The 16,706-nt window shown below is 40.4% G+C and carries 11 protein-coding genes; 4 read left to right on the top strand and 7 right to left on the bottom strand.

The features are described from left to right. The first annotated feature begins 4 nt into the window (after nucleotides 1-4). Nucleotides 5-1,075, top strand: coding sequence for a response regulator (locus H6G77_RS03250; protein ID WP_190870817.1), 1,071 nt, complete (start codon nucleotides 5-7; stop codon nucleotides 1,073-1,075). A 65-nt stretch (nucleotides 1,076-1,140) separates the two neighbouring features. On the opposite strand, the gene H6G77_RS03255 is transcribed toward H6G77_RS03250, so the two are convergent. Together H6G77_RS03255 and H6G77_RS03260 are read right to left on the bottom strand one after the other, a co-directional pair. Next, nucleotides 1,141-1,899, bottom strand: a complete 759-nt coding sequence (locus tag H6G77_RS03255) for an ABC transporter ATP-binding protein (protein WP_242049134.1) — start codon at nucleotides 1,897-1,899, stop codon at nucleotides 1,141-1,143. Nucleotides 1,900-1,937: 38 nt separating this feature from the next. Beyond that, nucleotides 1,938-2,570: a Uma2 family endonuclease gene (locus tag H6G77_RS03260; RefSeq protein ID WP_190670954.1), complete on the bottom strand. Its 633-nt coding sequence runs from the start codon at nucleotides 2,568-2,570 to the stop codon at nucleotides 1,938-1,940. Between the two features lie 288 nt (nucleotides 2,571-2,858). Between H6G77_RS03260 and H6G77_RS03265 the strand changes: the two genes are divergently transcribed. Next, on the top strand, nucleotides 2,859-3,410 hold the full coding sequence (locus H6G77_RS03265) for a Uma2 family endonuclease (protein ID WP_190670956.1): 552 nt from the start codon (nucleotides 2,859-2,861) through the stop codon (nucleotides 3,408-3,410). Nucleotides 3,411-3,412: 2 nt separating this feature from the next. After that, nucleotides 3,413-3,598 (top strand): DDE transposase family protein, encoded by a 186-nt coding sequence (locus H6G77_RS03270; protein ID WP_190594065.1) that lies wholly within the window; start codon nucleotides 3,413-3,415, stop codon nucleotides 3,596-3,598. Nucleotides 3,599-3,706: 108 nt separating this feature from the next. On the opposite strand, the gene ctpC is transcribed toward H6G77_RS03270, so the two are convergent. The 5 genes from ctpC to H6G77_RS03295 form a co-directional block, all read right to left on the bottom strand. Then, nucleotides 3,707-4,996 (bottom strand): carboxyl-terminal processing protease CtpC, encoded by a 1,290-nt coding sequence (gene ctpC, locus H6G77_RS03275; RefSeq protein WP_190594063.1) that lies wholly within the window; start codon nucleotides 4,994-4,996, stop codon nucleotides 3,707-3,709. A 259-nt stretch (nucleotides 4,997-5,255) separates the two neighbouring features. Next, nucleotides 5,256-6,482, bottom strand: coding sequence for a (E)-4-hydroxy-3-methylbut-2-enyl-diphosphate synthase (gene ispG / locus H6G77_RS03280; protein WP_190594062.1), 1,227 nt, complete (start codon nucleotides 6,480-6,482; stop codon nucleotides 5,256-5,258). A 33-nt stretch (nucleotides 6,483-6,515) separates the two neighbouring features. Further along, on the bottom strand, nucleotides 6,516-6,689 hold the full coding sequence (locus H6G77_RS03285; protein WP_190870818.1) for a hypothetical protein: 174 nt from the start codon (nucleotides 6,687-6,689) through the stop codon (nucleotides 6,516-6,518). Nucleotides 6,690-6,711: 22 nt separating this feature from the next. Then, on the bottom strand, nucleotides 6,712-9,162 hold the full coding sequence (locus tag H6G77_RS03290) for a LamG domain-containing protein (protein WP_190870819.1): 2,451 nt from the start codon (nucleotides 9,160-9,162) through the stop codon (nucleotides 6,712-6,714). A gap of 1,244 nt (nucleotides 9,163-10,406) precedes the next feature. Further along, nucleotides 10,407-11,030: a 4Fe-4S single cluster domain-containing protein gene (locus H6G77_RS03295; RefSeq protein WP_190594059.1), complete on the bottom strand. Its 624-nt coding sequence runs from the start codon at nucleotides 11,028-11,030 to the stop codon at nucleotides 10,407-10,409. 495 nt (nucleotides 11,031-11,525) lie between these two features. Between H6G77_RS03295 and H6G77_RS03300 the strand changes: the two genes are divergently transcribed. Continuing rightward, nucleotides 11,526-16,643: a PAS domain S-box protein gene (locus tag H6G77_RS03300; RefSeq protein ID WP_190870820.1), complete on the top strand. Its 5,118-nt coding sequence runs from the start codon at nucleotides 11,526-11,528 to the stop codon at nucleotides 16,641-16,643. Nucleotides 16,644-16,706: the final 63 nt, after the last annotated feature.

Consider the following 16,706-nt stretch of genomic DNA (forward strand, 5'->3'; position numbering starts at 1 on the left):
TTCGATGAAGACTCAACCCACTATTTTAGTTATTGATGATGAACCGGATAACTTTGATGTTGTTGAAACTTTGCTGGATGGTGAAAACTACCAGTTACACTATTCTCCTGATGGTCAACAAGCCCTAAGTCGTCTTGATAATTTTCAGCCTGATTTGATTTTGTTGGATGTAATGATGCCTGATATGGATGGGATGGAAGTTTGCAAACGCATCAAGTCCCAACCCAAGTGGCAAGCAGTCCCGATTATTATGGTGACGGCATTAACGGCAAAGGAAGATTTAGCTCGATGTCTGGCTACGGGTGCAGATGACTTTATTAGTAAACCCGTCAACCGGGTAGAATTACGTGCCAGAGTTCATTCCATGTTGCGAATTAAGCAGCAGTATGACAGCCTGCAATTATTACTCAAACTGCGCGAAGACATGGTAAACATGATTGTCCATGATTTGCGAAATCCCCTGGCCAGTATTGTTTTAGGGGCTGAAATGCTGAAATTCCCTAGCTTATCTCAAAAACAGCAACAAGGCAAAGTCGAGCAAATTTTACTGGCTGGACAACAACTCCAATCTTTAATTGATAGCTTGTTGTTGATGGCGAAGCTGGAATCAGGCAAAATGGTTCTCAATTACAGTCAAGTAGATTTACATTCTTTGTGTAAATCAGCATTATCAGATGTGGAAGCGATCGCTGCTCAAAAGAAAATCACCTTAATTAGTGAATTACCAAACCCCGGTGACACAATTGAAATCGATGCTTTAATGTTCCGCCGCGTTTTAGATAATTTATTCACGAATGCCATTAAGTTTTCCCCATCCAACTCACAAGTTACCTTGCGTGCAGAATATTTACCAACAGGCGGGGCTAAATTACAAGTGATTGATTCTGGTAAAGGGGTTTCTGAAGATTTACGCAAAATTATTTTTGAGAAATATGAAGTAGGAACCAGGATGCCTGATGTGTCACAAATTGGCTTAGGATTAGCTTTTTGTAAAATGGCAGTCGAGGCACATTGCGGCACAATTACCATTGAAAATAATCAATCTAGGGGTAGTATCTTTACAGTCACAATTTAAAATAATTCGGCATGAACCTATCTCTAATTCCTTGGCACTGACCTATCATCATCAAAAATTAATTATTATCCCAAATAAGCTTTTTTCACCCGCTCATCACTAATTAATTCTGATGCTGCACCTGTTAAAGTGATAGAACCAGCTTCGAGTACATATCCCCGGTCAGCAATTTGTAAGGCTAAATTTGCGTTCTGCTCAACTAATAAAATAGTTACACCTGTCGCCCTTAAATTTTCAATAATTGCGAAGATTTCTTTGACAATTGCTGGTGCTAAACCCAAGCTTGGCTCATCTAACAATAACAATTGTGGTCTACTCATTAAAGCCCTTGCGATCGCCAACATTTGTTGTTCACCACCACTGAGAGTTCCGGCTAACTGATTGCGGCGTTGTAGCAATCGCGGAAATAACTCAAATTGACGTTGAATATCAGCTTTAATTTCTGCTTGATTAGAACGGATATAAGCACCTAATAATAAATTATCAAAAACAGTTTGCTTTGCCAAAACTCTCCGCCCTTCTGGACAATGGGCAATCCCCAATTTCACAACTTCATGAGGTTGACGGCGGGTAATATTGCGTCCACTATAAATAATTTCGCCACGCACAGGATTAACTATTTTGGATATAGCTCTGAGTGTAGTAGTTTTACCAGCACCATTCGCACCAATTAAAGTAACTACCTCACCTTTATTAATAGTTAAATTAATCTTTTTCAGTGCTTGAATCCCGCCATAATTTACATCCAAATTTTGAACATCCAAAATCTTAAAATCTTCTGTATTTTCATATCGGCGTTCATCGGCGTTCATCGGTGGTTGCATCTCAAAAGTATCTATAAAAAATTATCTACCTTTGTGAATCATTTTTGTGTGGATACAAGAAAGTTCCGCAACCATCTAATTGCTTCGCTTGTCGTGTCTTCCCGCGCAATTCGGAAACAGTGCTGTACAATTTCTGGAATGTTAGGAAAATAACTGCTTTCACTCAGTGTATAATCTTCCCCTTGTAACCTATAAATTAACAACTGTTTATTTCTCAGCAGCCAGACCTCCGGCACTTTATATACTAAATAATCATTAACATCGGTATAACTAGTAACATCTATTTCAATGGCTAAATCTGGCGGCGGATCATTTTGCCAATCAATCCAGCTTTTACCGACTGCTGATTGCCAATTTTCAATATAAAAGCAAAAATCAGGCTCAATACCGCTAACCTCTGGCAAACTCATGGTGATGGGTGTAAACGACTCATACTTACGGTTTAAATAGTCAAGTATAGTTATTGCAACCAACGCCAGTAAGCTTGTATCTCTTCCATGTTCTGGTAATGGTGCCATCAATAAAATCTCCCCTGGTCGATATTTAATCCGAGGGATGGAGCGATCGCCTAACACTGATACCATTCTTTGATAGTCTTGCCAGTTTCCCAAAAGTTTCAGGACAGCGCCAGCAGGGAGATGAATTTTTTCTGATGTAACTACGGTATTCATGAGTTATGCAGAAATATAACAGTCATATTTGAGAAATTAACAAAAGAGACAAGGTAGACACAGGAGACAAGGGAGAGAGGTTTGTTAATCATTTAGGATTGCTATCTTAAGAATGATCTAATAGAAAATATCAATATATTTAATGGCTACTAACTTTTCTAGTCCCTAAGTCTTGAGAATGTTGGGTTCCGTTCCTCCACCCAACCTACACCTTTTCTAGCCCCTAATCCCTTCTCTCACCCTCTTGCTAAGATAACATCATGATTGACATGGGAGGAATCAATCGTCATGAGTGTGATTGTGGCTAAATGGACGATTGACGAATATCATCGCATGATTGAGGCTGGCATTTTAAGCGATCGCCAAGTTGAACTTTTGCAAGGAGAAATTATCGAAATTTCACCAGAAAGCGAACCTCATGCTTATTCTAGTGATGAAGCGGGTGAATATCTAGCAAAGTTACTGGGTGAACGAGCCTCAATTCGTGAAGCTAAACCAATTACCTTACCTAACAACTCTGAACCAGAACCAGATATTGCCATTGTCCAACGTTTGGGACGGCAATATAAACACCATCATCCATATCCAGAAAATATTTTTTGGTTGATTGAGTATGCTAACTCTAGTTTAGAAAAAGATTTAGAGATAAAAACTAAAATCTACGCCCTAGCAGGTATTTTAGAATATTGGGTTGTGAATTTAAAAAAGCAAAGTCTCATTATATTTCGAGAAATTCTCAATGGAGAATACACCTCAAAGCAAACATTAACGGCTGGTATAATTCAGCCACTAGCATTTCCCGATGTTGATGTGGCAGTAGAAAAAATTATTAATAACTAATAATGGAAAATACACAACTTTGGTATATTGTCAAGCGCAAAGCCCAAAACTGCGAAATCGTCCCCAGCAATTTAGTTAGAGACGATGATCCAGAGATTATAGAAAAGTGGGGAACATTTACTTCCCAAGAAGAAGCGATCGCGCGGCGGATCGGGCTAATCAGGGCTGGTAAATGCCAACCCCAATAATAGTGCTGAGTGCTGAGTATGCGGGATGAATTGCGATTTTAGCCAAGCTTAAAGGTTGATTTTTTGCGTCTTGGCACGAGTCAGAAATCATCCCATGTTTAAAACCCTCTAATTATTTTTCTCCGCCCTAGTTATACCTTTGGCAGCAATTTGTTTACCCAAAATTTCCACGCCTTTAGCATATTGTGGATCAGCCATAGTTGCTAGTTTGTCACGCTCATGCAGCCATAAATCTTGCCGTTGAGCATCTGTCAAATCCACTTTCACATCGGGGTCAATCCCGTGCTTATTAATATCTTTACCGCTAGGAGTGTGATATTTAGCAATTGTCACCGCCAATCCAGAGCCATCATCTAGGGGACGCACCGACTGTACCAATCCTTTACCAAAGGTTTGAGTACCTACCAAAACAGCCCGTTTATTGTCCTTTAAAGCTCCCGATAAAATTTCACTAGCACTAGCAGAACCCTTATCTACCAACACTACTAATGGTTTATTGGTGAGAGCGCGGCCATTGGCAACTTCTCGCTCTTGCTCGCCTTGGCGGTCAATGGTAGAAACAATTGTGCCTTTATCTAGCCACATCCGAGCAATTTCTACACTAGAGAATAACAAGCCACCAGGGTTGCCACGCAAATCGAGAACATAGCCAGCAACTTTCTTAGACTCTAAATCTTTGATGGCGTTTTGCATTTCTTTACCAGCATTAGCACTGAATTGGTTCAGGCGGATGTAACCGATATTCCCTGCTGGTGATTTTTTTTGCGAATAACGTACTGGATGAATTTCAATCCTGGCGCGTGTGATGTTGAACTGCTTGATAGCACCGTTACGCTGAATTGTAAGTGTAACTTTAGTATTTGGTTCGCCACGGATTAAGGATACAGCTTGGTTTGTATCCATACCCTTAGTGCTTTTATCATTAATTTTGAGGATGATATCTTTGGCTAAGATTCCCGCCTTAAATGCCGGTGTATCTTCAATGGGCGCAATCACAACCAATTGCTTGGTTTTTTCATCCTGACTGATAGTAATCCCGATACCTGTGAGTTCTCCAGAGGTATCAACCTGCATATTTTTGAACTCTTCCGGGTCCATAAACCTAGTGTAAGGATCACCAAGTTTCTTCAGCATTTCCCGGATGGATTTATAGGCTTCTTGCTGATTACTGTAGGACTTGTTCAGGTACTCCTTACGAACAGCCTGCCAATCTACTTGGTTAAAAGTGCCATCTACGTATTGGCGGTTAACAATTTGCCAAACTTCATCTACTGTTTCCTTGGGACTTGCTTTAAATAAAGCCTGACCACGCGAGTGAATGCCCAAGCTAGTAACAGCAATTGTGGAGAGTGTTACTGCCGTAGCACCCAAAACAAGCCTACTTTTTGTAATCACCATAATGACAGCTGTGTCAGAGGGAAAATAATAGTCAGTATGCCCAATCTAACACAGGTATTCTGCAAAGACCGGGTATGTATTTCTAATTTCATGAAAATACTTGACAATCCGGCGAACTTGGGAAGTATAAAGTCTGAAGTATGAAGGATGAAGTATGAAATTGAGCTTTGATGGTTCCTGGTAGTGATGGGTTTCGCTTCTTACAGACAAGCAGCCCCAAACAATTTTACATAACTTCATACTTCATACTTCACACTTCTTATGGATCTACCCAACGTCCATCGGCTTTAATCAAATTGATTAACTCTTCTACACCTTGGTCTTCTGGAACTTTTTTAATTTCCTCTCGCCCGCGATATAAAGAAATGTAACCAGGAGTTTTGCCCACATAACCATAGTCAGCATCTGCCATTTCGCCAGGGCCGTTGACAATACAACCCATCACGGCGATATCTAACCCTGTTAAGTGTTTGGTGGCTTCCCGGACTTTATGTAGTACTTCTTCTAAGTTAAATAAGGTGCGTCCACAGGAAGGACAAGCGACATATTCCACCATTGTTTTCCGCAGTCCCAAAGCTTGCAAAATGCTATAGCAGACAGGGATTTCGTTTTCTGGTGCTTCTGTGAGGGAGACGCGGATGGTGTCACCAATGCCATCTGCTAGTAAGGTGGCAATACCCGCAGTAGACTTGATTCTGCCGTATTCACCATCACCTGCTTCTGTGACACCCAAATGTAAAGGATAGTCCATACCTAATTCGTCCATCCGCTTGGCTAACAGACGATAGGCGGCTACCATCACGGGAACGCGAGAGGCTTTCATGGAAACCACTAAGTTGCGGAAATCTAATGATTCACAAATGCGAATGAATTCTAAAGCCGATTCCACCATTCCTTCTGGAGTATCACCGTAGGTAAATAGCATTCTTTCCGCTAGGGAACCATGATTTACCCCAATCCGCATCGCTTTGCCTTGGTCGCGCAAGGAAACTACTAGAGGTTCTAGAGTTTCGCGGATTTTATCGCCAATTTCCTCAAATTCGGATTGAGTATATTCGGTACGGTTGGCGTTTGGTTTTTCAAACACATACAATCCAGGGTTAATCCGTACTTTCTCGATGTGTTTGGCAACTTCTAAAGCAATTTTCATGCCATTGTGATGTACATCAGCCACAATGGGTACATCTTGGTAAGTTGTAATGATTTTTTGCTTAATTTCTGCCAATGCTACAGCGTGAGCGAGGCTAGGCACTGTGACACGAACGATTTCGCAGCCGACTTCGTGCAAGCGACGAATTGCGGCGACAGAACCATCAATATCCAGAGTGTCTTCGTTAATCATTGACTGCACCACCACAGGGTGTCCGCCGCCGATGGTGACATTGCCTACTTTGACTGGCCGAGTTTTACGCCGTTTGATTGTAGTATCAAAGGTGGGTTGACTAGATGTGGTGTTTGAGCTTGTAGGTGTAGGCAGAGTTTGCATAACTCATTCAGTAAATTTTTGTAGCTAAAATATTCAGACTAAACAATCCTGTCTCTCAGAGTGCCACAATGGGGGCTTTTTTTGGCAACGGGATGGGAAAAAAGCAGATGACGATCGCCATACATCATCATATATAGCAGGTGATAGGTGACAGGTGATAGAGATAAAATGAAGAGCGATCGCATCATCACGGCGATCGCTCTTCATTTTTACTATTTTAGTTCTGTGCTTAATTCGGCTTAAATAGCTGCCAAGCTATCAGTAAAATCAGCACAATCAAAAACAAATAAACAATTAGGTCGGTTTTATCATATCTAGTCTTAGTTTGGGTTTGACGCTGATTGTTGTTAGCTCTGCTATTATTTGTGTCTGGTCTTGGTTGCGGTGTGATTGGAATAACAGGTTTAACTTGTTCTGCAACTGGAAGATTATTGGTTTCTGGCGGTGATGGTGGTGTCACTGGTTGAACAGGTTTGATTTGTTCTGCTACAGGAAGATTATTAGTTTCTGGCGGTGATGGTGGTGTCACTGGTTGAACAGGTATGACTTGTTCCGCTACAGGAAGATTATTAGTTTCTGGCGGTGGTGGTGGTATGACTGGTTCCGCTACAGGAAGATTATTGGTTTCTGGCGGTGGTGGTGTAACTGGTTCTACAGGTATAACTTGTTCCGCCACAGGAAGATTATTGGTTTCTGGCGGTGGTGGTGGTGTGACTGGTTCTACAGGTATAACTTGTTCCGCCACAGGAAGATTATTGGCTTCTGGCGGTGATGGCGGTGCGACTGGTTCCGCAACTGGAAGATTATTGGTTTCTGGTTGTGGTTCTGGCGTTACTGGTGCAATAGGAGTGACTTGTTCCGCAGTCGGTTTGCTATCTTCAGCCGGAATAACTTCCAGGTTCCACTCATTACCGATACCTGTACCCCAAGTTGTGACACCTTGTTGAGAGTCTGGACGATGTAAGTAATCACCTTTCCAAGATTTTAGTCTGATGGTGCGATCGCTTACCGACTCAACTGCCCACTCATTACCGATACCAGTTCCCCAAGTGGTGACACCCTGTTCTGAGTCTGGACGATGTAAGTAATCACCTTTCCAAGATTTTAGTCTGATGGTGCGATCGCTGACCGACTCCACCAGCCATTCATTACCGATACCAGTTCCCCAAGTGGTGACACCCTGTTCTGAGTCGGGACGGTGTAAGTAATCACCTTTCCAAGATTGCAGCTTGATTTTGCTATTGTTTGGTAGATTTACTGCTGCATCTGTAGAATTTTTTTCAGGTTCAATGTTAGTTGCAGGTGCAGGTTTGATGAGTAGTTCTTGCTGTTGCCAAATCGCGCCGTTAACTGTGCCGTTATTTGCACGACTAGTCTTGTCGGCTACTACAGTACCGGAACATTCATTTAACTGCCAGTAACCAACTAACCCGTCCTCATTTCCTGCAAGTCTGCTGTGCAGATGCTGTTGAATTTCTGCTTGGCTGCGAGCAATATTCCAAACCCGCACTTCTGAAATTTGACCATCAAAGTAACCATCCTGCGGCCAGTTACTTCTACCGATGTAGTTTTGTGTCCGGTTAATATTTGCTGGGAGTTGTAGCTGTCCACTTTGAATTAACTCACCATTTTTGTAAAGTTTCGCAAATCCTGACTGATCAATTGTTGCAGCTAAGTGCGTCCACTTGCCAGTTTCTAGAACTGCGGCGCTAGTAATTCGTCTTTCTCCGGCGCTAGTTTTGACATCTAAAGCTAGTTGATTAGTGGTTTCTGGATTGGCAAAAACAATATTATTGCTACTTACGCCATTGCCAAAATCGATAATTCTTGACCAATATTTAAAGCTGTTGTAGCGTACCCATGCTTCTACACTAAAGCCCTGAGAATAATCAATATTTACAGCAGGTAAAGATACATAATTATTTTGACCATTAAATTCTAAAACACACTGTCTAAGTGCAGTTGGAAATTCATAAAGTTCTTGAATATCTTTTTCAGATAATGCTCGATTATAAATCCGCACATCATCTATCACACCTTTGAAAAATTCGGTATGAGAGTTATGGGCTGCACCAATTTTTAAAGTTAAAGAATTAGTATTAACTGCCTCACTATGATGTTGTCCTGAACCATCAAGATTACCATCTAAATAAAAAGTTGATACACCTTTAGAGAAAACTACAGCTACGTGATGCCACTCGTTGAGAGAATAAGCAGTGTGAGCAGATACGTTTTGTTTTCCGCCAGTTAGACGCAATCTTCTGCCAGTACTGCCATCGTAGGTATCAAAATTATAGCCATCGTTGACACCTGCTGTAGTTTTGTCAATTAGTCTGTAACCTCTTAATGAATTATCTTCTGGTTGGTTAATCCAGAGGGAAATAGTAAAGTTATCAGTAAGGTTTAGCAGGTCATTGTGGGCGATTTCGATATAGTCATCAATGCCATCAAATTGATAAGCACTGTTAGGATTCCCAAATCTATCCTTGGTAAGTGTTGCACCGTAGACAGTTCCATGAAGTCCGTGTCCACTGCTATCATCTGCATTGCCGTTAAATGGATAATGAGCTACTAAACCTTGTTTGAGTAGTTCTGTTGCTAATTCTTGAAACTCTGCACTACTCAAAATCCATGCGTCGGAATTGCCGACAATTTTGCTCAGTTTTTCAGCAGCTTGCATAATTATTGCCCTGTGTTGTTGATTGAAATGATCTGTTGAAGCTACGCAAAAAAAAGAAAGATAAGGGTTTGATGAAGGGTGAAGGGGTATAGGGGTGTATGTATTAAAAACCCTTATATAACCTCAAGCCCTTACACCCATTCTTAACAGACAAACTTTGTCTGTAAGTCCTGGAGATGTTTTGCAGTCCGATACTTCAACAATTGGTTACAATGGGGGAATTTCTAGTGAAAATTAACGATACTCATTTCCACTTCATCAAGATATCCACTTATTGGCTGATCGTCCTACGTATAATTACTGAAATCTCTGGAAATCTACTGAAAACTAGGATGTTATTATTACTATGATTTCAATTGGTAAATTTATATGATTGTGAGTTTTTAGAACTTCAAAGTGCTGAATTTTGAGAGGCGATCGCACTCAATATCAGTTCCCAAAATGCACGAAATCTCCTAGACAATTTCCTAGTTTAATGAGGTACAAATTTATTTAATCTTATTCTGTCTCAAGCAGATAGTGATGAAAGATTTTATGTACTAAGTGAAGATGGGCAAGAGGGAGATACAATTGTAGTTCTGTTAAATCCATCTATATTTAAATTTCTTCAAGACATTAGTAAGTTTGAGAATCAAGACGTACCAAAGCCTATCGAGACATATTTTGAGAGTATATTGTCCTGAATATCAAGTAAAAAGTGTTGTACCAACTGTGCAGAATAAATATTGCCAGTGTTGTTTTCAAAAGTAAAGATTGAGAAAAACCTGAGATATAGGAATACGGTTTGATTTCTGAATCTAGTTGTGCAGACAGGGAGTAGGGAATGGGGAGTAGGGAGTAGGAAAGAAGCCTGAACTGGGTGTACTGATTTTTTCCCAAATCAAATATGAGTCCTATAAGTAACCACGCAAAATTAATTACAGTCATTGCGAGCGAAGCGAAGCAATCCCAGCCCTTGCGATTGCTTCATTTCGCTTCGCTCCATTCGCAATGACTTTGTGTAATTAATTATGTTTAACTACTTATTGCAATACAGTTCAGTTAAGGCAACAACTTAGACTGGTGTAGGTTGGATGGAGGAACGGAACCCAACATTTTCAAGGCTTTGTTGGGTTACGCGGCTACACCCAACCTACTATTCTCTTAACTGAACCGTATTGTCCTATATTGCTGGTTATTTAACTGGTTACGATTTCCTCTTCAATGCTTTATCTGTGGCAAACATTTTTTGAATTGGGATTACTTTAAGTTAATTCCAGTCGTCCGCGATAACCGGTGACAATGCGGCTACCATCCTTGAGAATGTGAATTTCAATTTGGTCACTAGCCCAAGTAATTTGGTCGGCTAAAGCAGGGTTAAAGACATTTACTCGCTGGTTACTAGAAGAAACTGGGGAGTTGGGGGAATTAATCGCCAGGGATTCGACAAATGGCCCATCAATTAAAATATCTAATTGTGCTAATAGTTCTTGTGAACCTGGAGGTGCGGAGTCGGACTGGAGTTGTTTGAGGGTAAAACCTGTAAAAGACATCACATTTAAGCCCGCAGCTTTTAGTTTACGTGCTAAAGCGGCTAAAGCAGGTGCTTGCCAAAACGGTTCGCCACCAGAGAAGGTGACACCTGTGTTTTGGGGTTTACTGAGAATTTGCTCGGCGAGGGTATCAACAGCAATCAGTTGGTTAATCTCAAAGGGCCAAGACTCAGGATTAAAGCAACCAGAACAGGCGCGGGGACAACCTTGCACCCAAATCACAGCGCGACAACCAGGGCCATTAACTTCTGACTCATCAACATAACCCATAATGTTGAGATAGCCAGGGGGAATTTCTAGAAGTGTTGGTGATGGGTAAGTTGGTTGCGTTTCCATCTGTTTCCTCCTGTGCTGAAATTACCCAATACTCTTGATGTGTTGATTTGGAATTATGCGGTGCGATCGCCGTCAAAACCTACATCAAAGCAATTATCGCTACCAGTCACTCGACATACTGCATTTGATTTGACTAAACTGCCATTCTCCATAATTCCATCAACATTGAACCCGAAAAAAATGAGGAACTTGTGAAGATATCTCGCCTAACTCGTAATTCACGTTTTCTGTGGAACACAAGTAAATTCGGCAATCAAACCAAATTACTATAGGACTCATATTTGATTTCTGAAAAAAATCAGTACACCCAGATCAGGCTTCTTACCTACTCCCTACTCCCCATTCCCTACTCCCTGTCTACACAACTAGATTCAGGAATCAAACCGTATTCCTATATCTCTGCGTTATATTTATTAATAATATTCTAATTTTATGAAAATATTTTCCCTTTGATCCCCAGAAATTTTTAATAAATTATAAAATCAAGAGACATTTATGTATGATCAATCGATGAAAATTCTATTGGTTGATGATCAGCCCACTGATTTAAATTTTTTAACTCAAATTCTTGAAGGCGAAAATTATCAGGTACAAAAAATAACTTCAGGTAAACTGGCAATTGACGCAGTACTCAAAATATTGCCTGACTTAATTTTACTAGACATTTTCATGCCGGAAATGGATGGTTATGCAGTCTGTCAGTATCTCAAAACTCAGCCACAAACTCGACATATTCCGGTTATTTTGCTCAGTTCTATAGAAACCTTACAAGATAGAGAGAAATTTTTTCAATTAGGGGCTGTTGACTATATTACCAAGCCACTGTGCGCTCCCGAAATTTTAATTCGTGTGCAGAATTGCATTCATCGTCACATCCAGTCTCAGCAAATAAAGTTGGCATCAATACCAACAAAGGATACATCTCAGGCACAAGCTTTAAAATTGCTAAATCTTAAACTCCGTAACCATAACTTAGTATTAACGGAATTAGCTAAAAATCAGATATTATATCAAGGTGAGATCAAACAAGCATTTGGCGCAATTACAGAAGCAGCTACGAAAAGCTTGGAAACAGAACGAGCTAGTATCTGGTTATATAATCAAACTGCAACTGCGATTTCTTGCCTAGATTTATTTGAGCAAAGTCATCAGCGTCATAGTGAAGGGCGTACCTTAGCTGTAGTAGATTATCCGATTTATTTTCAAGCTTTGCAGCAAGAAGAAATCATTGCGGTGGAGAATGTTCACATTGATCCGCGAACCCAAGAATTTGCTCAACCTTATTCCGAAATCAACGTTATTTCGATTTTAGATATACCGATTCGATCAGCCGGAAAAACGGTGGGAGTTTTGTGTTTAGAAGCGGTGGGAGAATTGCGGACTTGGACATTAGAAGACCAAAACGTTGCCCGTTCCCTGGCAAATATCGCATCTTTAATATTGGAAGCGCGGGAACGTCAACGCGCCGAAACCGCACGTCAAGCTTCGGAAGCCAAGTTAGCATCAGCCTTTAAAGCTTCTCCTGACCCAATTATTTTGTGTAAACTGCCAGAAACTCGCTACATCGAAGTTAATGATAGTTTTTGTCGGCTATTTGGTTATTCTCGTACCCAAGTGATTGGTCACACTGATCAAGAATTGCAGATTTGGGCTAATTCGCAAGAAAGTGTGTTTCTGACACAAATTTTGCAACAAACTAAATCTTTACGCAATTATGAAGTTGATTTCCGTACCGCCAATAGAGAAATCAAAACTATGTTGTTCAGTGCGGAAATGATTGAAATTGATGGTCAAAAATATGTGTTAGCTACAGCGAAAGATATTACAGACCGGAAGCAGGCAGAAAATGAAAGTCGGCTACTACTATTAACATCCCAAGCTATTACCCGCGCGGTGGATGTTAATAGTGCTTTAAAAGTGGTGTTGCGTTTAATTTGCCATTCTATTCACTGGGATTTTGGGGAAGTATGGCTACCGAGTAAAGATGGGAAATGTTTAGAACATAGTTTAGTTTGGTATGGCGAAGAAACCAGCTTAGGACAATTTTCTCTCAATAGCCAAACAGTCAAGTTTGTTGTGGGTGAGGGGCTACCTGGGCGGATTTGGCAAAATAAACAACCAGAATGGATTGAAGATGTTTCTGTGGCTACGCAACCATTATTTTTGCGATCGCCACAAGCAGCCCAAGTAGGATTAAAAGCAGCCTTTGGTGTGCCAATTTTAGCTGATGGTGAAGTATTAGCAATTTTAGTCTTCTTTAAACGCACTGCTGTATCTATTGATAAGCGGTTACTGATGTTAGTTGGGGCTGTGGCGACTCAGTTAGGCAGTTTAATTCAGCGCAAAATGATCGAAGCGGCCCACAGACAAAGTGAAGAACGTTTACAACTTGCCTTAGAAGCCAGCGACTTGGGTTTGTGGGATTGGAATTTGATCACAGATCAAGCTTACTGTGGCTGGCAATGGAAACACATTATGGGATACGAAGGCCATTATCTAACAAATACTTCTCAAGCACTGGAGAAATATATCCATCCAGAAGATTTACCAGCAGTCAGTTCTGCTTTAAAAGCCCATCTGCAAGGGGTGAGTGCTGTTTATGAAGTTGAGTATCGGATGCTCGGTGGTAATAATGAATGGAAATGGATTCATTCTCGCGGGAAAATTGTTGAATGTGATGATTGGGGTCAGCCGTTGCGGATGATCGGTACTCATAAAGATATTACAGAACGCAAAACTTTAGAGCGAGAATTGGCACTGCGAGAAGCGCGTCTGAATGCCTTTTTTAGTAGTGCGCCTGTGGGGATGAAAATACTCGATAATCAATTACGGTATGTACAGGTAAATCAAGTTTTAGCTGATATTCACGGATTATCCCCAGAATCACATATTGGTAAAACTGTATACGAAGTTATACCCCAAATTGCACCTTTATTAGTGCCATTTTACGAACATATATTATCGACTGGCGAAAAAATTCTCAATATAGAAATTTGTACAACCACACCCAAGCAACCAGAAATATTGAGTTATTTTTTAACTTCTTATTTTCCGATTCCCGATGAAGACAATCGGATTTCGGGAGTGGGGACAGTGGTAGTAGACATTAGCGATCGCAAACGTGCAGAACTGGCTTTACAAGAAAGTCGGCTGCGCTATCAAACCTTAGCGGATGCTTCACCAGTCGGCATCTACCATACTGATAAATTTGGTCATTGCATCTATCTTAATCAGCGTTGGTCGGAAATTACTGGTTTACCACAAGCAGAAGCAATGGGTACTGGCTGGGCAAAGTCCTTGCATCCTGATGATCGCGATCGGGTTTTTGCTACCTGGAATGAAGCCGCCGCCGCTAAATCTTTATATACATGCGAACATCGTTGTCTGCGTCCTGATGGAAAAAGTGTTTGGGTGATTTGCCAAGCCATACCAGAACTCGATGAACATGGAGAAATTACCGGACATATAGGGACAATTACAGATATTACCGAGAGTAAACTAGCAGAAGCCGCTTTACGAGAGAGTGCTGAACGAGAAAAAGCAATTGCCCAAGTCATTCAAAGAATGCGCCAAACTTTAGATTTACAGACAATTTTTGCCGCGACAACTGAAGAATTACGCCAAGCATTAAATTGCGATCGCGTGGTTGTCTATCGTTTTAATTCTGACTGGAGTGGTGAATTTGTCTCAGAATCAATGAGCGAAGGTTGGGTTTCTTTAATGTTAGAACAAATCCATGATCCCATCATTGCCAACGATGTTTTAGAAGATGGTCGCTGTCTAGAAACGATTTTACAAAGTGCCACTTATCCCATTCAAGATACTTATCTGCAAGCCAATCAAGGCGGTGTTTATGAGCAAGAGATAAATTTTCGGTGTGTGGCAGATATTTACAAAGCCGATTTTGACTCTTGTTATTTAGACTTATTAGAACGTTTTCAAGCCAAAGCTTATATTCTTGTCCCAATTTTTTGTGGAAGCAAATTGTGGGGTTTACTCGCCAGTTATCAAAACTCTAATCCGCGAGAATGGAAAACAGGTGAAATTAATATTGTTGTGCAAATTGGCAATCATTTGGGCATTGCTTTGCAACAAGCCGAACTACTAGCACAAACCCAAAGACAATCACAAGCATTACAAGCAGCAGTAATTACTGCTGATGCTGCTAATAAAGCCAAAAGCGAATTTCTCGCCAACATGAGCCACGAATTACGCACACCACTCAACGCAATTCTTGGCTTTACCCAAGTTATGAGTTATGACAATCAACTGTCAACAGAACACCAACAACACCTAGCAATTATTAATCGTGCTGGCGAACATTTGCTCAACTTAATTAACGACATCTTAGAAATGTCTAAAATTGAAGCCGGCAGAACCACATTAAACATCAGTCATTTTGATTTAATTGCCTTATTAAATAACCTAGAAGAAATGTTGCGGTTGCGTGCCGAATCAAAAGGTTTACAACTACAGTTTGAATACGCACCACAGCTACCCCAATATGTGCAAACAGATGATAATAAACTACGGCAAGTTTTACTTAATCTTTTAGGCAATGCGATAAAATTTACCGCTAAAGGTAGTGTGATTTTGCGTGTCAAATTAGCCCAAAAATCTCAACAACATACAGAAAATATTTTTTCTCACTCGCTTCTCTTCGAGATACAAGATACAGGCGTTGGTATTTCTCCTCAAGAAATTGATTTGTTATTTAAAGCCTTTGAACAAACTGAAATTGGACGAAAATCTCAACAAGGAACGGGACTCGGTTTAGCCATCAGTCGTAAATATGTGCAGCTGATGGGAGGAGATATCACTGTCACTAGTCAAGAAGGTATTGGCACTACTTTTACTTTTCAGATTGATATTGATTTCGCCGCAACTAGTCAACTTACAATCAGTCAAAATCAGTGTCGAGTTCTTTGTTTAGCACCAGGACAACCTGAGTACCGAGTTTTAGTTGTAGATGATGTTTTAGAAAACCGTTTAGTATTAGTTAAATTACTACAACTCAGAGGTTTTGTAGTGCGTGAAGCAACAAATGGACAGGAGGCGATTAACTTATGGCAAGAATGGCAACCACATCTAATTTTTATGGATATGCGTATGCCTGTGATGGATGGCTATGTAGCAACAAAGTTAATTAAAACTGCAAATGAAACCGCAGTGTCTTCGTCAGTCAATGCGATTATTATTGCTTTAACTGCCCATGCTTTTGAAGAGCAAAGAGCAGCTATCCTATCAGCAGGTTGTGATGATTTGATTAATAAGCCGTTTCGTGAAGCAGAAATATTGGAAAAAATTCAACAATATTTAAATGTTCAATATATCTATCAGGAAGGAACTCAGCCTAAGATTAATGAAATACAATCAAATATTAGCCATAATACCATACACCAAGAAGTATTAGATTGGTTAGACCAAATGCCTGATGAATGGCTGAAAAAACTACATCATGCTGCGGCTCAGTGTAGTGATGATTTAATTTTAAAGTTAATGTCAGAAATTACCCTTAAAAATCCCAGATATCAAAAGTATTTAATCGAATTAGCGCAAAACTTTCGGTTTGAAATCATTATGGATTTAGCGAGCCAGAAATCAAATATATAGGAATCCAGTTTTATTTCTGAATTTATTTGTGTAGGTAGGGAATAGGGAATGGGGAGTCGGGAG

The organism is Aulosira sp. FACHB-615 (genome assembly GCF_014698045.1).
Classification (GTDB): Bacteria; Cyanobacteriota; Cyanobacteriia; order Cyanobacteriales; family Nostocaceae; genus Nostoc_B.